The 20,837-nt window shown below is 71.6% G+C and carries 13 protein-coding genes and 1 pseudogene; 3 read left to right on the forward strand and 11 right to left on the reverse strand.

Annotated features, from left to right (window positions below; all coding sequences use genetic code 11):
• Window positions 1–125: 125 nt before the first annotated feature.
• Window positions 126–935: a CBS domain-containing protein gene (locus tag ACI784_RS09270; RefSeq protein WP_457013252.1), complete on the forward strand. Its 810-nt coding sequence runs from the start codon at window positions 126–128 to the stop codon at window positions 933–935.
• The gene (locus tag ACI784_RS09275; RefSeq protein WP_457013253.1) at window positions 932–2,155 is read left to right on the forward strand and encodes a helicase-related protein; all 1,224 of its coding nucleotides are present in this window, start codon (window positions 932–934) and stop codon (window positions 2,153–2,155) included. Before ACI784_RS09270 ends, ACI784_RS09275 begins: the two co-directional genes overlap by 4 nt.
• Window positions 2,156–2,865: 710 nt before the next feature.
• Here ACI784_RS09275 and ACI784_RS09280 read toward each other — a convergent pair.
• Together ACI784_RS09280 and ACI784_RS09285 are read right to left on the reverse strand one after the other, a co-directional pair.
• A pseudogene (locus ACI784_RS09280) lies at window positions 2,866–4,023 on the reverse strand (IS110 family RNA-guided transposase); the annotation flags it as partial.
• 365 nt (window positions 4,024–4,388) lie between these two features.
• Window positions 4,389–4,655 (reverse strand): helix-turn-helix domain-containing protein, encoded by a 267-nt coding sequence (locus ACI784_RS09285; RefSeq protein ID WP_457013254.1) that lies wholly within the window; start codon window positions 4,653–4,655, stop codon window positions 4,389–4,391.
• Between the two features lie 192 nt (window positions 4,656–4,847).
• Between ACI784_RS09285 and mobF the strand changes: the two genes are divergently transcribed.
• A complete protein-coding gene (mobF, locus tag ACI784_RS09290) occupies window positions 4,848–10,376 on the forward strand; it encodes a MobF family relaxase (protein WP_457013281.1) in 5,529 nt (1,842 codons plus the stop codon).
• Window positions 10,377–10,444: 68 nt separating this feature from the next.
• Here mobF and ACI784_RS09295 read toward each other — a convergent pair whose 3' ends face one another.
• The 9 genes from ACI784_RS09295 to ACI784_RS09335 form a co-directional block, all read right to left on the reverse strand.
• On the reverse strand, window positions 10,445–13,372 hold the full coding sequence (locus ACI784_RS09295; RefSeq protein ID WP_457013255.1) for a hypothetical protein: 2,928 nt from the start codon (window positions 13,370–13,372) through the stop codon (window positions 10,445–10,447).
• 218 nt (window positions 13,373–13,590) lie between these two features.
• Window positions 13,591–15,336: a hypothetical protein gene (locus ACI784_RS09300; protein ID WP_457013256.1), complete on the reverse strand. Its 1,746-nt coding sequence runs from the start codon at window positions 15,334–15,336 to the stop codon at window positions 13,591–13,593.
• Window positions 15,337–15,505: 169 nt separating this feature from the next.
• On the reverse strand, window positions 15,506–15,730 hold the full coding sequence (locus ACI784_RS09305; protein ID WP_457013257.1) for a hypothetical protein: 225 nt from the start codon (window positions 15,728–15,730) through the stop codon (window positions 15,506–15,508).
• A 10-nt stretch (window positions 15,731–15,740) separates the two neighbouring features.
• Window positions 15,741–15,881, reverse strand: coding sequence for a hypothetical protein (locus tag ACI784_RS09310; protein ID WP_457013258.1), 141 nt, complete (start codon window positions 15,879–15,881; stop codon window positions 15,741–15,743).
• Window positions 15,882–16,137: 256 nt separating this feature from the next.
• Window positions 16,138–17,436: a hypothetical protein gene (locus tag ACI784_RS09315; protein WP_457013259.1), complete on the reverse strand. Its 1,299-nt coding sequence runs from the start codon at window positions 17,434–17,436 to the stop codon at window positions 16,138–16,140.
• A 3-nt stretch (window positions 17,437–17,439) separates the two neighbouring features.
• Window positions 17,440–17,736: a hypothetical protein gene (locus tag ACI784_RS09320; protein ID WP_457013260.1), complete on the reverse strand. Its 297-nt coding sequence runs from the start codon at window positions 17,734–17,736 to the stop codon at window positions 17,440–17,442.
• On the reverse strand, window positions 17,733–18,335 hold the full coding sequence (locus ACI784_RS09325; RefSeq protein WP_457013261.1) for a hypothetical protein: 603 nt from the start codon (window positions 18,333–18,335) through the stop codon (window positions 17,733–17,735). Before ACI784_RS09325 ends, ACI784_RS09320 begins: the two co-directional genes overlap by 4 nt.
• Window positions 18,332–18,904 (reverse strand): hypothetical protein, encoded by a 573-nt coding sequence (locus ACI784_RS09330; RefSeq protein ID WP_457013262.1) that lies wholly within the window; start codon window positions 18,902–18,904, stop codon window positions 18,332–18,334. The genes ACI784_RS09325 and ACI784_RS09330 overlap by 4 nt, the downstream gene beginning before the upstream one ends.
• Window positions 18,901–20,811 (reverse strand): type IV secretory system conjugative DNA transfer family protein, encoded by a 1,911-nt coding sequence (locus tag ACI784_RS09335; RefSeq protein WP_457013263.1) that lies wholly within the window; start codon window positions 20,809–20,811, stop codon window positions 18,901–18,903. Before ACI784_RS09335 ends, ACI784_RS09330 begins: the two co-directional genes overlap by 4 nt.
• Window positions 20,812–20,837: the final 26 nt, after the last annotated feature.

Raw genomic sequence — 20,837 nt, forward strand, 5'->3', positions numbered from 1 at the left:
GTCGGCGCTCGCCGTTCCGAGCCTGACCAGTCGGCATGGACCAGCTCGTGAGCCCGGGCCCGGACGTTTCTGCTTCCGTGCCGATGGCGTGGCACTCTCCAGTCCGAGCGAAAGGAGGGACTCCGTTGGGTGAGCTGCATGTCGCGGTATCGAGCCACGACTTCATGCAGGTCGCCCGCCTCGTACCCGCCACGCAGAAGGTTGTCTGCGTCGACTCGGACACGACGGTCCGCGAGGCCCTCGCCGTCATGCAGAAACGCGGTTTCGATCAGGTCCCGGTGGTCGCCGGCAACCGTGTCATCGCTGTCTTTTCCTACCGTTCGCTTGCTCACCGGTTGTTTCACGTCAGGCGTAATGACGACCCACTCGACCTCAGCGTGCTCGACGCGTCGGACGACCTCGTCTTCGTGCACGCTGGCGATGAAGTTGGGGCGATCCTCGATCGCTTAGAGCGTGACGGAGCCGTGGGCGTAGGGGACCCCGCCCGCATCGACGCCCTTATGACCGCTACCGACGTGACGCGCTACCTGTGGCAGGCGACAAGACCCTTCGTCCTGTTGCAGGACATTGAACTAGCGGTGCGCGCTCTGATGCGCGCAGCCCTACCTACTCCCGAGGACACTGATGCAGCTTTCGCGCGCGCACTCTCCCAAGAACGGCTACGCGATCCGCGCGCGCCCGCGGGATTAGAAGATTTGACGCTTGGCGAACTGCTTGGTGTCCTGCTTCAGCACGAGAATTATGGCACAATCTTCCGTTCGGTATTCGGAAGGAGTCAGTCCATCACCGCGTCCAACCTGGAGCCAGTCCGGGACGTCCGCAACAAGGTCTTCCACTTCCGCGATGAAGTTACGACTGAGGAGCTCGACATCCTCGTCGCGGCGCGGCAATACCTACGGCGCCGAGTGGAAGACGAGCGAGCGAGACGCACATGAACTTCCCTGACGCAGAGTGGAATGCCTTCCGTCTGTCCGTCCTAGCCTCGCCGGCGACCCGCATGGTCGTCTCAGCACCGGTCGGCACGGGACTGGGGACCATAGTGATGGAACTGATCCAACGCCAGATGCATGCCGGCGGCGTTACGGTCATGGTCATCCCACAGCTAGCTCTCTTGGAGCAATGGCGTGCCCGCCTGCAGGACGCCAATCTGCCTGTCACTGCCCTGAACGGCAACAGTGACTTTCTGCTCTTCCTGGACCGTCATGACGGCCAACTTCCTGACAGTTCGAGCGTATTACTACTAACCACCCAACTACTTGTTGTGCGCGGTGCCGGACCGGGTCTGGCAGCCCTTCGGCCCGCGCTACTGGTCCTTGAGCGCACCGGCATCGCCGCTGGAACCAAGACGGCGCAGGCCATGCAGAGTTTGGCTGATCGTGCGGATCGTGTCGTAGTCATAGATCACCTCGGCGGGCGGGACCTACCCGTCGCGGTCGACGAGGCCCATAACTTTTCGCTCCGTCAGGCCCTCGCAAAGACGCAGTCCTCGGTCCAGCTAACGCTGTTGGAGGTCGACGACCCCGCGGCAACTTTCCGGGCGGAGGCCGAGGTCCTTCTGGGCGACACTGCGCTATTGGCCAGGGACGCTTCACTCGCGGAATTGCACTCGTACATCAGCCGCCGAACAGCCGCCACGGAGACGGACAAGGACGTTTCGCCCCCAGGCCTAGACAGCACGCGCCTGCACAAACTTAACGAGTTGCTCACCCGCATCGAAGACCAGGAGGACGACCCTCGAGCGCGCGCAGCACAGCAGCTCGTACTGCGTGCCCAGCAAGAGAGCCGTCCCTGCCTCATCACGACGTCGAAAGTCGTCGACGCTGAGTACGTCGCCAGCGAGCTAAGGGCAGCCGGAATCCGCGTGGAACTCCTGACCGGGGGGACCGACCCGGCGCACAGGCGTGCCGCCGTAGAGCACTTCAGCCAAGGAGGCGTCCTCGTAGCGACCAGGGCCTTGCATCAGGGCTGGTCTCTGCCAGCACGAACCTGTCACCTACTGTGGTCTTCACCGAGCCGTGAGGCGCTCTGGCGTGACTTGTCACTCGCCGTCAGCAGCGGCGACGGGGAACTCGTCACCTTTGATTCACAGCTCCCGGCGGCTGTGGCGGCCCTACTTGAGCAGGACGCGGAACAGGCCATCGATCCGCCATATTGACGGCTGGAACAAGGTGAAGAACGTGGCGACAGGATTGTTCGCACAGTGGACCAGCACGCCAGCCGCTGGGCGCGGTCGCACCTAGTGTGCTGCCCGTCTGATGGCGCCGATGCCCTCGATGCGACAGGCGCCGACCTGGGATCGAGCAACGACGGTCGGCGCCGAGCCAACTGAACCGTCGGCGCGCCGGGGACCTGCGCCCATCGAGTTCCACGACCACCGCGGCGCCCTCATCTGCCGAGAAGCGCGCGTGCGACCCTCAGGGCAAGGCCCGGACTGGCCCGGTGCCCAGAGGCGGCGGGAGGGGCCGCCCAGCCCTGCCAAGTGAACCCTTACGGGATTGGGCAAATAGAGTCGTCAGGCACGAGAGGCAGCCTCGGATGCCCCGCTGGTGGACATGCCCGGTGACGGGGCGGTGTCCGGAACTGCTCAGCCGCCGAACTGGACGGATAGCGGCGCCGCTGCGAACGGCCGCCGAATTCGCCGTTCACTCCCCCGTGCAGCTTCACCCGCCGAGTTCAGCCCTTTCAGGAGGCTGCCAGTTCTCGCTGGCGCCGAGCGAGGCTCACGCCGCCTCCCGGCCGGTGCACTTTCACGCAGCTGGAGATTCCAAGATCAGGGGTTGACACAGACCCGTGAATGGGTGAGTTGCAGGCGCGCGTCAGCGCGGGGCGGGCGAAGCCCGTCCTCCAGTACTTCTGCAGTTCCGGTTAGGCGGCCGGATCGAGGACCACGGTGTGGCCGAGGCGTTCGAGTTGGGCGACCAGCCGGCGGGCGTGGGCCTCGTCGTTGCGCCGGGCCAGCCACTCCGGTCCCAGGTCGTCGTAGGGCTGGTCGCGGGTGAGCATCCAGTAGGCCGAAACCAGGATCGAATGCCCCACCGCCATCTGGGCCCGGGCCCTGCCGCGGCGACTGAACAGGCGGGCGTGCTGGGCGGCCACATAGTTCGCGCCCTTCATCCGCCCGACCGAGCCGGCCGCCTCGACCAGCATCGCGGTCAGCCACTTGTTGCCGTGCGGCGGGCGCACCGCATACCGCTTGCCCGCCGACTCCCGGGTGCCCGGCGAGACCCCGGCCCAGGACGCCAGGTGCTCCGGGGTCGGGAACCGCGACATGTCCGCGCCGGTCTCGGCGATGATCACCTGCGCGACCTTCTCCCCCACCCCGGGGATCGTCTGCAGCAGCGCCAGCTGATGCGACCAGGGCTCGAATGCTTGGGCGATGACCGTGTTGAGCTCGGCCAAAGTCGTCTCGACCGCCTCGATGCGGGCCAGCATGCTGCGCGCCAGCTGCGCGTGGCCGGCGTCGAAGTGCCCGGTCAGCGCCTCGGTCAGGGCCGGGATCTTGCGGCGCATCTTGCCCTTGGCCAGCTCCGCCAGGATCTGCGGATCGCTCTCCCCGGCGATCAGCGCGCCGAGCATGGCGCGGGCGGAGACGCTGGTCAGGCTGGCCGCCACCGAGGACAGCTTCACCGATGCGTCTTCGAGCATCAGCTCCAGCCGGGTGATCCCCCGGGTGCGGTCGCCCATCAGCTGCACCCGGTAGCGGGTCAGCATCCGCAGCCGGCGAATGTCCGGTGGCGGCACGAACGACGGCCGCAGCAGCCCGCATTCGAGCAGCTGGGCGATCCACTCGGCATCTTTGACGTCGGTCTTGCGCCGCGAGATCGCCTTGATGTGCGCGACGTTGACCAGCCAGACCTCCAGCACCTCCTCCAGGCAGTAGAACGCGCCCTTCCAGTAGGTCGAGGTCGACTCCATCGCCGCGATCGTCACCCCGCGCTCGAGCAGCCAGTCCCGCATCACCTGCAGCGACCGAGTCATCGTGGAGAACGTCCCGGGTCTCCGCCCGCCGGCCACCCCGCGGGCCGGGTGTGCGCACGCACACCGTCAGCGTCTTCTTGCCGATGTCGAGCCCGGCAACTCGCTCGTACAGAACCTCCACTCGGATCCCCTCCTTGCAGTCGACGACCTGCAGGGCGTCGTCCGGAGGGTCCTCACACCAAGGACACAGACCCGCGCGCTCGCAGCAGCAATCAAGGGCACCCGAGGACCCCGCGCCAAACACCTCAGCGGGCTCTCCCGCACCAGTGACGCACGACGTCGCCGGACGACAGCAGCATTCTCATCACCAGAGGCTGCGATCAAGATCGCAAAGGATTACACCTCATGCACTGTCGGGTTCGGTGCCCCGTGCGGGCGGGCGGCGTCGACGCGGTGGGACCGCGCGCGGCCTACGGGGCCGGCGGGCGAGGGTCCTCGGCGGTGAGGCGGGCCGCCCCGACGCCGCGCCGCCCGACCCCGTGCCGGTCGAGGATCTTCCGGACCGCGGAGAACGACCGGTCGGTGAGCTCGGCCAACTCCCGCAGGGACCGGCCCGATGCGTACTGCTCGACGACGAACCGCTCCACCTGCGCCTGGACCGCGGGATCCGGGCGCGGGGACGCCGTGCCCGCGAACGCGGCCACAGGCCGGTGCTCCTTGCGCGGCGGGTACGGCACGGCGCGACGGTAAGGGCCGGCGACCGAGCCCGTCGTCGCCCGCCGGGGTGACGACGTCGACCGAAGGCCCGACCGGAAGTGCGGAGAGGCTCGGTGGGCGGTCGGACGCGTCGAGGCACCGGCCCCAGGGCCAGGCACTGGAGAACTCCGGGTCCGGGACTGGAGGTGGCGTGCCTACCGTCCGCGGCCGTGATGTCCCTGCACAAGCTGACCGCAGGAGACGGCTACACGTACCTCACGCGGCAGGTGGCGGCCATGGACGCCACCGAGCGCGGCCATGCCGGCCTGGGCGACTACTACTCCCAGCGCGGCGAGTCGCCCGGCGTGTGGGCCGGCGGCGGGCTGGCCGGGCTCACCGGCGTGATCGCCGGTACCCCCGTCGGCGAAGAACAGATGAGGGCCCTGTTCGGGGAGGGGCGCCATCCGGACGCGGAGCGGCTGGAGCGGGAGGCGCTCGCCGCCGGACAGACGCCGGCGGAGGCCCGGGCCACGGGCGCGCTCGGGCTGCCGTTCCTGCGGTACGCCACTCCCCCGGACGGCTTCCGGGCACGGTGCGCGCGGCGGTTCGCCGCCGCCAACACGCACAGCGGGCGGCCGCGGGACGCCCCGTTGCCAGACGAGGAGCGGGCCCGGATCCGCGGCGAGGTGGCGCGCGACCTGTTCGCCGCCGCGTACGGCCGGCCGCCGGCCGACGCCCGGGAGCTGTCGGGACTCATCGCCCGGGCCTCCCGGCCCGCGACCCGGGCGGTGGCCGGCTGGGACCTGACGTTCTCGCCGGTGAAGTCCGTTTCGGCGCTGTGGGCGCTGGCGCCGCGGCAGGTCGCCGAGCAGGTCGAGGCCGCGCACGCCGCGGCGGTCGCCGACACCCTGGCCTGGCTGGAACGGCACGCGGCCTTCACCCGGCTGGGGGCCGGTGGGGTGCGGCAGGTGGAGACCACCGGCCTGGTCGCCGCGGTCTTCACCCACCGCGACTCCCGCGCCGGCGACCCGGACCTGCACACGCACGTGGCGGCGAGCAACAAGGTGCAGACCCGCGACGGGCGGTGGCGGGCGCTGGACGGGCGGATGCTGCACAAGGCCAACGTCGCGGCCTCGGAGCGGTACAACACCCGCCTCGAGGCCCACCTCACCAGCGGCCTCGGGATCCGGTTCACCGCGCGCCCCGGCCGCGAACCCGGCAAGCGGCCGGTCCGGGAGATCGTCGGCATCGACGACCGGCTGCTGAGACAGTGGTCGTCGCGGCGGCGGGCGATCGATGCGCGCCAGGGGGCGTTGACCGCGGACTTCCAGCTCCAGCACGGGCGGCCACCGACCGCGGTGGAGGCGATCGCGCTGGCGCAGCGGGCGACGTTGGAGACGCGGGAGGCCAAGCACGAACCGCGGTCGCTGGCCGAGCAGCGCGCGACGTGGCGCGCCGAGGCCGCGGCCGTCCTCGGCGGCCCGTCCGGCGTGACCGGCATGCTCGACACGGTCCTGGGCCGGCGGCCCCGTCCCCGCACGCCGGCGGTGACCGAGGGCTGGATCCAGACCGCCGCCCTCCGGGTGCTGGACACCGTGGGCGGCCAGCGGGCGAGCTGGCAGTACTGGCATGTCCGCGCCGAGGCCGAGCGGGTGGTGCGCGCCGCCGACCGGGCCCCCGACGCTGTCGACGGCGTCGTGTCCCGGGTGACCGCGACGGCCCTCTCCCCCGCCTACTCGATCCCGTTGGATCAACCCGATCCGGTGGTCGAGCCGCCGGAGCTGCGCCGCTCGGACGGCGCCAGCGTGTACACAGTCTCCGGCGCCCGCCTCTACAGCAGCCGCGCGGTCCTGGACGCCGAGGCGGGCCTGGTGGCCGCGGCCGGCCGCGGCGGGGGCCGCCGCGCCGATCCGGCCGTCGTCGAGCTGGCGCTGCTGGAGGCCGCCGCCACCGGCCGGCCGCTCAACTCCGGTCAGGCGCAGCTGGTCCGCGACCTGGCCGGCAGCGGCGCGCGGGTGCAGGTGGCCATCGCCCCGGCCGGCACGGGCAAGACCACCGCCCTTGCCGTTCTGGCCCGGGCCTGGACCGCCGACGGCGGCGGCAGTGTGCTGGGCCTGGCGCCGTCGGCGGTAGCCACTGCCGGGCTGCGTGAGGCCCTCGCCGGGCCCTGCGACACGGTCGCCAAGCTGGTCCAGACCCTGGACGCCGGAGACCTGCCCGACTGGGTGGCCGGGATCGGGCCGGACACGCTGGTCATCGTCGACGAGGCGGGCATGACCGGCACCCTCGACCTCGCCCGGGTCGTTGCCCACGTGCTGGGGCGGGGCGGCTCGCTGAGGCTGGTCGGCGACGACCGGCAGCTGGCGTCGGTCGCCGCCGGTGGCGTGCTCGCCGAGATCGCCGCCACGCACGGCGCGGCGACGCTGACCCAGCTGGTGCGCTTCGCCGACCCCGCGGAGGCCGCGGCCACCGTGGCCCTCCGCGCCGGGGACACCACCGCGCTGGGCTTCTATCTCGACTCCGGCCGGGTGCACGTCGGCGACCTGTCCACCTGCGCCGACCAGGCCTACAGCGCGTGGGCCGCCGACCGGGCCCGCGGCGCCGACGCGCTGCTGCTGGCCGCCACCCGCGAGGTCGCCCGGCAACTCAACGAGCGTGCTCGCGCCGACCGCCTCGCCGCCCTCCCGGCTCCAGTGGGCGAGGAGGTGGCGTTGGCCGACGGCACCCGGGCCGGCGTCGGCGATCCGGTCATCAGCCGCGCCAACGACCGGCGGCTGCCGATCACCGCCGCCGACTGGGTGAAGAACGGGGACCGCTGGACCGTCACCGCCGTCGGCCGGGACGGGGCCCTCACCGTCGCCCACACCGGCACCCGACGGCGGGTCACCCTCCCCGCCGCGTACGTGCGCGAACACGTGCAGCTCGGCTACGCGACCACCGTGCACGGCGCCCAGGGGATCACCGCCGACACCTGCCACACCGTGCTCACCGGCAGCGAGTCCCGCCAGCTGCTCTACGTGGCACTCACCCGCGGCCGCGCGGCCAACCACCTCTACCTGGCCACCGCCGGGGACGGGGATCCGCACAGCATCATCACCCCCGCCGCGGTGTTCCCACCCACCGCCGCCGACCTGCTGGTCGGCATGCTCGGCCGCGACGGCGCCCAGACCTCGGCCACCGCCGGCCGGCGCATCCTCACCGACCCCGTCGAGCAGCTGCACCACGCCACGACCCGGTATGCCGATGCCCTGGGCTTCGCCGCCGCGCACCGGCTCGACGCCGCGGCTGCAGAAGAACTGGAGAACGCGGCCGAGCGGCTCTCCCCCGGGGTGACCGCCGGGGCGGCGTGGCCGACGCTGCGAGGCCACCTGGCGCTGCTCGCCCTCACCGGCGCCGACCCGGTCGCCGCCCTGCGCACCGCGGCCGCGAGCCGGGAACTCGACAGCGCCCACGACCCCGCCGCGGTGCTGGACTGGCGGCTGTATGTCCGCGGCCCGGCCGGTCCGCTGCCGTGGCTGCCCGGTGTGCCGGCGGCGCTGGCCGACGATCCACACTGGGGGCCCTACCTAGCCGCCCGCGCCGACCACCTCACCGCCTGCGCGGCCCGGGTCGCCGAGGCCACCGCCGCGATGACCGCGACCGGCGCGCCGGGCTGGGCCCGGCCGCTGCTGGACCCCGACCATGCGGAACTGCGCGCCGGCCTCGCCGTCTGGCGGGCCGCGCTCGCCGTTCCCGACAGCGATCGGCGCCCCGCCGGGCCGCCCCGCCCCGCGACCGCGGAGCGCCGACACCAGCGGCGGCTCGACGAGGCCATCGCCGCGACCGCTCCGGCCCGGGGCGCCTCGGTGTGGGTGGCGCTGGCCGACAGCATCGATCCCCGCCTCCGCCGTGACCCGCACTGGCCGGCACTCGCCGACCGGGTGGCCGCCGCCGACCGCGCCGGGCTCGACGCCGCCGGGCTGCTGGCCGCGGTGGCGGCGCAGCGGCCGCTGCCCGACGAGCTGCCCGCGGCCGCACTGTGGTGGCGGCTGGCCCCCCACCTCACCCCGGCAACCGTCCCCGCTCCTCCGGGCGCTGCGGTCCTCCGCCCCGACTGGTGCACAACCCTCCTCGAGCTGCTGCCCGACGGACAACGGGTGATGACTAGCCCCGCCTGGCCGGCGCTGGTCGCCGCGGTCACCACCGGCGGCCGTGGCGGCTGGTCCCCCGCCGACCTGCTCACCGCCGCGGTCGCCGGCCTGCCGATCGCTGCATCGGGCAACCGGCGCGCGAGCGAGCTGACCGAGGCGCTGGTGTTCCGGGTCGCCGCCCTCACCGACCCCGAACCCGTTCGGGCCCCCGAGCCGCTGCCGCCCGACCTGCGGCCCCCGGACGACGCCGATCGGCTGGCCCCCGTCGACGATCCCGCCGCCGGCTCCGTGGCCCTTCCGGTCAACTCACTCCGCGATCCCCCGGAAGCGCCGTTCGACCTCGACCACGACACCGATCGTCCGGAGGGCCCGCCCGCCTACGTCACTCCGGACCCGTTCCGCTGGACCGGACGCGACACCACCGACGACGCCGACTACCTGCTCGAGCAGCACTTCTGGGCCACCGCAGCCGTCGGCCGGAACCGGCTGATCGAGCTCAACGGCCAGGCCGCCGCCTTCTTCACCGACCGCTACCCCACCTCGTGGGCGCCCGGCTACCTGCGCCAGCGGCTCGGCAACGACCTGACCGCCGACGCGCGGTTCAGTCCCGGCCACGCGCCGGGCGGCTGGACCGCGCTCGTCGACCACCTGCGCAGCCGGGGCGCCACCGAGGAGGAGCTGCTCGCCGCCGGCCTCGCCCAGCGAACGCGAACCGGGACGGTGATCGACCGGTTCCGCGATCGGCTCACCTTCCCCATCCGCGACATCGACGGCGTCATCCGCGGCTTCGTCGCGCGCCGCAGCCCCGCGGCCCCCGACCGGGGCAGCGCCGGCCCCAAGTACCTCAACACCCCCGCCACCGACCTCTACCGCAAGGGCGAGCACCTGCTCGGGCTCTTCGAGAGCCGTGCCGCGCTCGCGGCCGGTGCCACCCCCGCCCTCGTCGAGGGGCCGCTCGACGCTCTCGCCCTCACCGTGGCCGGCGACGGTGAGACCGTCGGCGTCGCCGCCCTCGGCACCGCACTCACCGACCCGCAGGCCGATCTGCTCCGCCCCTACATCCGCGGCGACGGCCCCGGCGTGCTCGTGGCCACCGACGCCGACGACGCCGGCCTGCGGGCCGCCGAGCGGATGTACTGGCAGCTCACCGCCCGCGACGACGACCCTCGTCACCTCCTCCTGCCCGACGGTCTCGACCCCGCCGACCTCCTTGAGCAAGGCGCCGCCGCACTCCGGGCGGCGATCGAGGCCGCGAGCACCCTCGCCGATCACCTGCTCGACGCTTGCGTCACGGGCACCGCGCCCGACGGGAATCCGGGCGCTCTCCTGCAAACCGTGCGGGATGCGGCGGCCATCATCTCTGCCTCGCCGCCGTCCCGATGGCTGGACCGCATCGACTGGGTGACCGAGGCCCTCAACGTGTCTCCAGGCACCGTCCACGCGGCTGTGCTCGACGCCAGCCCCGTCTCCGGACTGCCGTGGGTCAGCGGCGGCCTCAGGCGATCGCAGCGGTCAGGGCACGCGACGTGGACCTCCACGCTGACTCCGCCCCGTCCGGAGCATCCAGCCTCCGTCCCAACGACCATCGCGAGGGCGCGCACTGAGCCTGCACCTCCGGGGAACGGCTGCTAGTACCGCCACCCAGGCTCGCACTGAAGGCTGCCTTAGGGCCACATGCGGCCGAGGTGCCGGTGAGCGAGCTAAAGGGCGCCCGCGAGGATCATTTCTTCCGCGATGGCGTCTGCATGGGCTGGCACGACCTCGGCGAGGGCCTGGCATGCGGCATAGGCGGCGGCCGGGTACTTTGCACATTCCGGAAGCAAGTTGCGGACGCTTTCGACGGCCCCTCGTTGCCCGAGTTCGCGCACCAGCCGAGTCAAACGGAGTTCCCGGTCCGTCGTGTAGTCCCGCGCAAGCCGCAGCGCCAAGGCCATATTTCCCGTCTCCAGCGTAATGCCAACGACCGCCTCCTGCAGCCGGGATCGCGCGTTTCCCTCAGGGACCTCATTCATTGCCTGCTGAGCTTTCGTCCAGTACTCCCAGGCGTCGGGGTCGTTACGCTTCTCCTTGACCGCAAAGACAGCCGCCTGGCCGACGGCACGCCACCAGGGGCTTTCAATCTGCTCCGCGATTGCTGCCGCCGCGCTCGGGTCTCGTGATCGCGTGCCGGCAGCTAGCGCAGCCATGCACTGCGCTTCGCCGACAAACCAGAGGTTGCGGATATTGCTCACCGTTCGCAGCGCACCATCCACGTCACCGAACGCCGCCTGAGCCTGCACAACGGCTGACAGGGCCTGGTCGCGCCCGTCCGGGTATTCAATTGCGTCCGCGGCGGCCAGAGCTCCCGCGAGGGTGGTCTCGAGGCCAGCGCTCTGCCTCGATTCATCCTGCGCGTGCGCGACCTCCAACAGCACACGCACTCGAATCTCTTCTTCCTCCTCCTCTGCGGCTGCGACGGCCCCGGCAAATGCAGCGTCTGAGCCTTCCAGGTCTCCTCGCGACAAGCGAGCGGAGGCGATCGCGCAGTATGCTTTGGCCTTCCAGCGCGGGCTCCAGATGTCCTCCACCAGTTCCCTGGCCGCATCCGCGTCGCCGCGCTGAACAAGATCCTTGATGATTTCGAACTCCACTCGCGAGGAGGCCTCGTTGGTGGCATCCCAAGACGCGACTTCGCGGGCACCATCGACATCCCCAACCGTGGCCCGCGCAGAAGCCAGTGCCGCGATCGGCTCGGAAGCCTCGAACGTCGGCGGCTCGAAGTAACCTTCCGCCTGGGACGCCAACAGAGCCAACATGTCGCGCGCTTCGTTCTCCAGGCCGACTTCGGCCATCTTGGTAGTGACCATCTCCAGCACTTGCCAACCGTCTTCGTCCGGCGCTGCGGAGAACAACAGGTTGAGGGCGACCTCGAAGTCGCCCGTTTCGGCGAAGACATTCGCGAGCGCACTCGCAATGGGACCGCGTTCGTCTTCGGGAATCTCTTCCGCGGCGCGCATGGCTGACTCAACAGTTATCCGTGCTCCCTGTTCGTCGCCGCTCCGCGCCTGCGTGAGCGCGATGCCGACCAGGGCCGCCGGCAGGGCCCATGTGGCAAAGCTGCGCGACAGCGACGGGATGCGCATCGCCTCGGCGAAGCTCTCCCGAGCTCCCGCTGGGTTTCCGGCAGAGTTCTCGAAGACGCCCAGCTCCCACCACTGGTCGCGATCGTCCTCCGTCCCGGGCTCCTCCTGACTGGCGCGCTTGGCCCGCCGGGCAGCCGCGAACGTCGCGGCTGCCCGCGCGTCCCCGACCGACGCCTGCCAGTAGCCCACCGTCGCTAAGAGGTCCCACCGGGCTTGTTGGTCGGCGCTGGCGGCTGCCTCCAGCGCCTGCCCGAAGGCCCGGTCCCGCTCCGGGCCGTCGAACGCGGTGGCCAACCGGGCCAGGAACCGCACGCGCGCGGAGGGACTGGCCTGCTCGACCGCTTGACGGGCGCGCTGCCACGCTGTGGGGGGACTGCCGGGAGCGAGTACGATGTCCACAAGCGCGCCGGCAGCAGCATCGCCCTCCAGCAACTCGGCGACGGAGATCGCCTGGTCAAGGTGTCCCGCCCGCGCGTGGACTGACACCACCGCGCTCAGTGTCCTGCCCCGCTCATCGGTGGGAAGATCCGTGACCAGCGGAAGAATGGTGGTCACCTTGTCGTGTGCGGCGACACACCGAGCAACGTTCCGTACGGCCCGAGGATAGTTAATGTACGACGAGCCGATCACGGAAAGCAGTTTGACGGCACGTTCGGTCTCGCCGCGGTCCGCTGCGGCTACTGCGACGCTCTCGAGAATCTCCTTGGGGTAATGGAAATCGAGCGTGCCGGTTCCACGGAGGGCAGCCGTTTGCTCAGCGTCATCCAATAGGCCAGCTTCGGCCTGCTCCTGCCCGATCCTGGCCAGGCTTGATGCTGAGGCGCCATGCGCGAGCACCGCCTTGATGGCCTCGGCGAAGTTGGCTCGCGCCTTGCGCGAGTCGCCGAGCAACGCGTGCGCGGAGGCGATCGCGGCGAGGCGTTCGGCGTGAGTGTCTTCGTCCTCTATCAGGCTCAGGTCGGTCTCGGCCCGCGTCAAAGCCAGCCGGCCAGCATCGATCTCAGCCCTGCGGGCGTGCGCCTTGGCGATGGCTGTTAGGCGGGCAACGCGCTGATCGTAGAAGTACGCGATACTGGTGGCTACGAGCAGCGCTGAACTCAGGTCTCCCGCTTCGATGAGGGACTCGCACAAGTCCGATTTGTCGTTGTCGTCGAAGAGTTGCCGCTGGAGTTTGCGGAACGCTTCCGGATCGACGTGTCGCGTGCGGCACAATAGATAGACCGCGTGCCGGGCGCTCGCTGTTCGAAGGATGGGCGGCTCGCTCCCGGCGAGATCGCGGACAATGCGACGGGCGGCCCCTAGGGCGCCGACGTCGGCCAACTCCCAGGCCAAGAGCAGGCGCCACGGTATGGCTTCCTCCGGGCCTAGCAGTTGAACGATGTCAATGGCCCGATCCAGGTTGCCCTTTCGGAGCAGGACGAGCGGTGATTCACCGCCGAGCAGGTCACCCCATCTGGCTTGCGTCAGGGTGAAGGCCGCCATTTCGCGGACGCGGTCGAGGCTCACAGCTCGTCGAAGAGCAAGGTCCAGTGTCTCTAGAGGGCTGGGGACCTCCAGGCTCGAGGTCGGAGCGGCAAACTCGGCCGCTTGATCTTGAAGGAAGCGTGCGCACCGGGCGAGGTGGAAGAGGTCTTCCCAACGCCCGTGACGGTCCAGGAGCGCAGGAAGACCTGCCAGGCGAACCACAATCCAGGCTAGGTTCGTCCGCGGTGTCGATCGTCGACTCACTGGTCACTCAGGTACCTCGTCAACTCGGCGTCGATGATGCGGTCTTCCGCTTCAATGATGCCCTCCGAGACCCCTGAGACCTGGTCGCGCAGGAAGTCGTGGAACCGTGAGTGGTAGATCTTGTACGCCTTGAGTCGTCGGCCACTGTAGGTGACGGGCACGGTCTCGAGAAACGGCGCCCATTCCTGAAGCGCGCCCACAATTCGCCCACGCTCTCGGATCCCAGACGATTCGGCGATCTGCCCCACCGTGAGGGGCTTGCGCTCGGCTGAGAGCGCAACGATGACCGGAATCTTGTAGTCGAACCAGGCCGTCTCATCGCGGCCCCGCATGCGCTCGAGCTGGTCGGAGTAATACTGCCATAACCCGATCGGAAGTCCTTCTAGGGCGCGGTCTTGCAAGAGGCCACGGTCGATGTCCGGAAGGACGTGGTGAAGGTACATAAAGTTTCCTTCACTCTTCTCGGCCAGGAGTTCAACAAAAGTGTCAGCGGTCAGGCCGTGACGACGAATGTACTCCACTATGCCCGGGAGATATTGCTGCGACCTGACGTACGCACGGATATCCGCCATGTTCGGCTCACCGAGATGATCGATGACGATCGAACGTTGCGGGCTGCGGACGCTAAGCCTCGGAGGTGGCTCGCCCTCGTCGCCGCGGATTGACACGACGAAGTAGCAGCCCTGCGGGACCGACTCGGGCAGCCACAAGGGGTTAGAGCCCGGTGGCATGGAGGACGCGTCTGCTTCGTCTAGCGCATCGACAGCAATGATGATCTTGGAGCGGGCTTGAGACGCGATCGTTGACAGCAACTCCATGAGCGTGCCGCCGTCAGCGGTAGCCCGTGCCGGCAAGTTGTTATAGCGACCAGGGAGATAATGGCTGATGAGTTGCGCGCAGACATTGCCAAGGAAGGCCCGGGGAGACGTTATGTTGGCCGTAAGCACATTGAAGTGGTGCACGAGACCGCGGTTCTTGACGAGGATTGCCATCAGGGCAGTCTTTCCCAGCCCAGGCCGTGCGACGACGCAGCAGTATCCGTGGTCGGCGCTTGCAATAAACTCGTCGATGCCCTCGAAGACAAACCGGCGCCCGAGGAATCCGCGGGTCTTCTCTTCGATCAAACTGGTCTGGTCGTAGATATGGGATCGGATGTCCGGCGTCGCGCCAAGGAGGCTGGCCCCGAGATTCTGAACCGTTGTGACCAGGCTGGTCAGCTGGGAATACACATCCTTTAGATCACTGTCGATTTCACTCAGACTTACGACTGCGTCGCGGTGGAGAACCTGCACCGCGTCGCCCACGTCGCCGATCGCATGGATCGCCAGTATCGGTTGCGTGGGGGCGAGCCGAGCAAGCTCGTCGCGAAGGTAGCCGACGAGGACTTGGGCCTCGCTTGCGAAGTCCCACGCCGTGAAGGTCTCGGACCCACCCAGCGCTGCTTCCCACCGCTGCCCCAGCAGTGAGAAGTCGGGCTCACCGCTCGCCTGAATCACTCGAGCTATTTGCTCGGCAACGTCAGGCTCTGTCAAGAAGCTGTTTTCGACTAACAGCGGTCCAGCGATGGCCCGACCATTATCCGTCGTCGCGTAGTCTTTGATCGCTCGACCGAGAGCCAGTTCAAGCGCTTTGCTGATGGGATCTCTGTTCCGGAGGCGCCCGACACCGGACGCCGCCGAGTGAAGGAGAGCAGAAAGTACAGCCTCGACTGCCGGAGCGATAACGAGCGTTCCAACGTCCATCGGAGCTCCGCGTGAAATGTGCAACGAGCGGGCCTGTGAAGGACCTTGCAGGTGACAAGGTAGAGCCCAGGCTCTGCGCTGTCACCCCTCCAACTGCTGAGCAGCGTCCGGGGTCGCCTCCGGCGACATGCTCGGGCCGCCGCTGGCATTGCCCGTCGGAGTGGGGTTATCAGGCCCGGAGAGACCGGCTCTCGACGGTGGCTGCGTACTCGTACCAGGTCCTCCCACGGGCGTCGGTCGTCGTGACAGTGCCGGCAATCTGCAGTGTCGACCAGTCGGGCAGTTCGCCGGCGCAGTCGTCGAGCACCAGTTGGCGGAGCGCGCCCCGCAGTCCGGCGGTCGCCCGCTCCAGGTGCTCGTACGGCAGCGCCGTCGTCGCCGAGTAGCTCGTCATGAACGGATCGTCAGTCGGCCACCGCGCCCACGGGCTCGTCGTCCTCCACCGCCCGGGAGTCGCCCCACAGTCGGGCTGCGGTGAACAGCACGCCGCCGATCAGCGCCACCGCCACCCCCGTCAGGCTCAGCCACACCTGCAGCAAATCCATCACCACGGTCGTCCCCCTCAGCGCACGGTCCAGGAGCCGATGGTCGCGACCGTCCGCGGTCAGGGACATGGGCGTGAGGCGCGCACCACTCGACAGAGGGACGACGACCCCCAGGACACAGTCCCGGCCGACGACCGACCGAACGACAGGGCCCCCGGTCCCGGAGGCGGTCGGGCACGCGAGCCCGTCAACGAAGATGGCCGCCGGGGGCACTGCCCGGCGCCTCGGACCTCAGGGGCCGGGCCGAATCCGGTGATCAGACGTCGGGAGGCGCTGGAAGGACACCCCTAGCAGCATCCGGCCCGAATCGAACGGCGGCGAGAGACAGGGCGACGGCGTGCGCACGGTCGAGTAGACGCCCGGGTGCGCTAGGCAGGGGCCGCTGAGACGTGGCCGCCGGTGAAGCGGCGCAAGCGAGTACGTGGGTCAGTCCGATCGACAGGTCCACGGCACGGCCGACGGCCACCCGGAGGCGGTCAAGGTCGGCGCCGCTGGCCCGCACCTGCTGTCCGGCGATCACCGCCGACACCCGTTCCTCGGGCATGTTCTCCATGGGCGGCAGGTCCCGGGCGTTGGCGTACAGCCGGCCGGTGCGGGACCAGCGGTCGACGGCGGCGCTGAGCCGATCGGCAAGGACGGGCAGCTCGCCGGCAACGCGGTGAACTGCGGCGGCCACGTCCGCCAGTTCCCTCCGGTCGCGCCGCCCGGCTGCGTCGGCGTGAGCGTGAACCTCGCTGCTCAGCGCACTCACAAGGGTCTGCGACCAGGCGACGACGCCCCGGCGATCGCCGGGCTCTGCTCGGTGTCCGTCGTGGAAGACCATGCTGGCGCGGCCGGCCAGTTGCCACGCGAGCCCGGTGAGCATCAGCGGACCGGCGTCCTCCCCGGCCCTGCCGGTGCTGATGGCGGCGTAACGGCTGGTGAGCTCGGCGGCGGCGACGGCGGCACGGAAGTCGCGGAGGGTTAGGTCGTCCGCCTGCAGGGCCCGATCGAGCGCCGCGACGAGGGCCGCCGAGGCGTCCAGGGCCGTCCCCGCCGTCGCACCGGACGGCGGGCCGGGCAGGGGAACCAGGCAGTCGAGCACCGCCGTGCCCTCGGCGGTCGGTGGATCGGCCTGTGCGTCGCGTTCGACGGCGGCGGCGATCATGCGCACGAACGCCAGCTCGGGGGCCGCACTCCGCGGGAGCAGCCGGCGCCCGAGGTGCGCGCAGTGATCGGCCACCTCGGCCAGCTCCACGGTGACCGCCCACCGGTGCGCGCGGCCCATGCTCGCCCGCTCGCGGCCGATCAGGTCCGCGGCGACGCCGCCCAGGTCGGTGAGCGGCCCGCCGGTGCGCGGCCACAGCCTGCCGGCGGTGGCGCAGGCCGCGGCGAGCTCGGTGGCGGTCGTCTGGCGTGCGCTCGCCGTCGGGGTGAGCCCGTCGTCGGCCAGTCCGGTCAGCGCCCGTCCCAGGTGGGCCAGCGCTCCGGTGACGTCCTCGATGGTGGCCGTCTGGGCGGGGGCGCCGGTCCGCTCGGCGAGGTCGTCGAGCAGGTGCCGCAGGGCGGTGGCCACCGCTCAGCCCAGCCGGCGCAGGGCGTGGCGGGCGGCGCGGGCGGCGTCGAGGACCGGCGGGCTGGTGAAGACGTCCTCGTCCAGGGTCGCCAGCGCGCGCATGGCGGTGCGGAGACTGGCGCTCGGATCGCCGTCGATGAGCGCGGTGAGTGTGGGGCGGGCGCCGGCCTGCTCCAGGAGCTCGGCGGCGAACAGGCACTGCAGGGCGATGTCGGCGGGGACCTGGTCGCGGTCGGCGCCGACGGCGTCGAGCAGGGCGGCGGCGTAGCTGAGCGGATCGGTGATCGATGCGGCGGTCATGGCGGATCTCCTCCTCGGTTGGGCCGGGCACGGGTCGACGCTGCGCCGTTCGTTGCGTTCGGTGCGGCGTGGCCGGGGATGTGTGGAGCACCGGCCGGGCTGTGGACACCCGGGCTGCGTCCGGCGGCAGCGGGCCGGCCGTCCTGCGCACCGCGGATCGGCAGGGCGGCCGGGCAGTCGTCGAGCAGCCGCCAGTGCAGTTCCCGCGCGGGGTGCCGGTACGGCAGCGGTGCCGCGGTGGCGAGCGCGGGGAGCCGGCCGGCGACGTCGTAGCCGGCGGCCGCGGCGCGGTCGAGCGCGGCGGCCAGCGGCGGCCAGTCCGGCCCGTGCCGAAGGCGCGGATCGATCCGCTCGGCGACGGGCTCCCACGCCGGAGGGGCGGCCGGCTGATCGCCGTCGTCGGGCTCGCTCTCCAGTTCGGTGGCGATCCGCAGGATGCGGGCGGCGACCGTGTGCCGTTCCTCGGGGGTGGGTGCGTCGCACCAGGCGGCCAGCAGCCGCGGGGTGTGCCGGGTCATCCAGGTGCGGCTGACCCGGACGCCGCCGAGGAGGGTCATCCAGTCGCCGTCGCCGGGACGGGCCGCTGGGTCGCCGCTCATCGTGTTCCTCCCGGCGTGCCCCATCCCGGCCGCATCGTGCCGGCCACCCGGCGCGGACCGGCGTCGCCGTCGAAGAGGGCCCGCCGCGCCTCGGCGGCCCGCGGGCTGTCGTACTCGGCCGCCCAGGAGCGGGCCGGCCAGTCGGTGTGCCGGCCGGGCGGGCAGCCGATGCCGAGCCGTTCGCTCATCCGCAGCTGGAACCCGGGCAGCGCGTAGCGGTGCCACTCCTCCAGCCCCTGCGGGGCGAGGGCGTCGGCGGCGGCGACCCGCAGGCAGGCGAGCACCGCCAGCTCGGACACCAGGTAGGGGTGCGCGGGCCAGCAGGAGGGGATGGCCGCGGCGGTCTGCCAGGCGTAGGTGTGGTTGAGCCAGGCGGCGACGTCGTCCAGCCAGGGCCACAGCTGCGCCCGGACGTGCGGGGAGCAGCCGGCCGGGTCCCAGGGCCGGTCCAGCAGCGGAAGCCCGGTCGGCTCGAGGCCGCCGTCCCCGGCCTGCCGCAGCTGCTCCAGGGCGGTCCGCACCGCCCGCGGCGGCGTCGGGAAGGGGGGAACGAGCTCGGGGGCGGTCACCGTGCCCGCCCTCCGGCAGGCTCGCGGCCGGCGGGGGCGGCCGCCGCGGGTGCCCGACCGGACTGCTTCCCTCGCCCGGACGCGTCCTGGCGGACGGCGGCGACCCGGGCGCGGGCCGCGGCCTGGGCGGCCAGCAGCGGCCGCCCGGCGCGGCCGGAGATGCAGCGGTCGAGCCGGGCGAGGAGCGGTGGCGCGTGCTCGGCGACGACCAGCGCCCGGCCGGGCGGGAGCTGGCGGATCTCCTCGGGCCGCAGCACCGGCACGCTCTCCCCGTGGGTGGAGCGGCCCCAGCCGGCGCGGCCGTAGGTGTAGGTGGCGCGCCGCATCCGGGTGGTGCCGGTGAGCTCCGACAGGTCGCGGTTGAAGCCGCCGTCCTTGCCGCCGCCGAAGGCGACGACGACGTTGGTGAGCCCGAACAGCGCACGCGCCTCGTCCTCGCCGTAGACGATGACCAGCTGCCGCCAGGTCTGTGCGGCGTAGAGGAAGCTGACGCCCAGGGCCCGGTCGTTGGCCATCCGGGTGCGCAGGGTGGGCAGCGGCGCGGTGGAGGGCAGCTCGTCCAGGCAGGCCAGCAGGGGTGGGCACAGCCGCCCGGTCGGCGCGTTACCGGCCAGCTGCAGCGCGGTGTCGAGGATGTGCTCGGCGAGGGCGGTCATCAGCGGCGACGCCGAGGCGTAGGGATCGTCGCGGCCGAGCAGGTAGAGGGTGCCGCGAGCGGCGAGCAGCGCGGCGACGTCGGTGGCCGGGCGGTGGGGCCCGGGAGTGCAGCGGCGGCGGATGTCGGCCTGGAAGAACAGCGCGAGCGCCTGCTGCACGGTGGTGGCGGTGTTGCCGGCGGTGCGGGGGTCGCCCTGCAGGGCGCCGTGCAGCAGCCCGTCCCACAGCGGCGCGGCGTCGGGGTGGCCGCGCAGGATGTCGGCCGGTTGCGTCGCGGCCTGCGGGTGGGCTGCCCACCCCAGGACGTCCTCGACGGTGCCGCCGGTGAGTGCGGCGGCGTGCAGGTAGGCCTGCAGCACCTTGGCCGCCTCGAAGGCGTAGAACCGGGCCGCGCTGTCGGTGCTGCCGTCGGTGACCGCGCCGGTGACGGTGCCGGCGGTGAAGGCCTTGGCGCGGCGCTCGGCGACCATCGGGTCCGCGCAGCCGGCGACCGGATCCCAGACCAGCTCCGGCAGGCCGGGCACGGCCCCGAACGGGTCGAGCACGGCGACCGGCCGGTTCCCGTCGGCGCGCGGGCCGACGGTGAGCAGCAGGTCCTCGGCCTTGGTCAGCGTCACCAGCGCCGCGCCCGGCGCGGACAGCAGCGCCGGCGCGAGCAGGTCCAGGGTCTTGCCCGAGCCCTGCGGGCCGTAGACGCCGGTGGTGCGGTCGAACGGCACCCACAGCTCCCCGGCGGCCGGCACGGCGGCGCGACCCAGCCGCCAGCCCACCTCTGGCTCGGCGACGCGGCGGGCGCCGCGGCGGCGAGCAGGAGCCAGGTCGGGCCGGACGACCGGCGCCACCCGGCGCAGCCGCGCCCGGCCGAGCACGTCGGTGACCTCGCCCCGGGTGGCCATGCCCGACGGCCCGCCCAGCCGCCGGTGCGCGGCCCAGGCCGCTCCCCCGCTGACGGCCACGAACAGCCCGAGCACCGCCGCGGTGACGCCGTACACGAGAGCCGACGACGGCACCGCCGCCGCCTGCCCGGCGTCCAGGCCCGCGGTGGCGTCGCCGGTGAGCAGGCCGCCGACCGACGACACCAGGGCGGCCGCCCCGTCCGGCCACACCCAGCCGCCGCCGGCCAGCGCCGCGGCGGCGGCGCGGCCGGCCGGCAGCAGCAGCGCGGCGGCCGCCGACCACGTGAGCGCGGCCGCGACCGGGATCTCCCAGGAGGCCGGGCCGACGTCGGCCCGCGACGGGCCGGCGCTCATCGCCGCCGTCCCGACTCTGGTCTGTG

Source organism: Geodermatophilus sp. SYSU D01186, from assembly GCF_054050215.1.

Excerpts from the sequence above, each read along its gene's own strand:
- ACI784_RS09275 (WP_457013253.1), top strand. The coding sequence starts at position 932 with ATGAACTTCCCTGACGCAGAGTGGAATGCCTTCCGTCTGTCCGTCCTA.
- mobF (WP_457013281.1), top strand. The coding sequence starts at position 4,848 with ATGTCCCTGCACAAGCTGACCGCAGGAGACGGCTACACGTACCTCACG.
- ACI784_RS09300 (WP_457013256.1), bottom strand. The coding sequence starts at position 15,336 with ATGGACGTTGGAACGCTCGTTATCGCTCCGGCAGTCGAGGCTGTACTT.
- ACI784_RS09305 (WP_457013257.1), bottom strand. The coding sequence starts at position 15,730 with ATGACGAGCTACTCGGCGACGACGGCGCTGCCGTACGAGCACCTGGAG.
- ACI784_RS09310 (WP_457013258.1), bottom strand. The coding sequence starts at position 15,881 with ATGGATTTGCTGCAGGTGTGGCTGAGCCTGACGGGGGTGGCGGTGGCG.
- ACI784_RS09320 (WP_457013260.1), bottom strand. The coding sequence starts at position 17,736 with ATGACCGCCGCATCGATCACCGATCCGCTCAGCTACGCCGCCGCCCTG.
- ACI784_RS09325 (WP_457013261.1), bottom strand. The coding sequence starts at position 18,335 with ATGAGCGGCGACCCAGCGGCCCGTCCCGGCGACGGCGACTGGATGACC.
- ACI784_RS09335 (WP_457013263.1), bottom strand. The coding sequence starts at position 20,811 with ATGAGCGCCGGCCCGTCGCGGGCCGACGTCGGCCCGGCCTCCTGGGAG.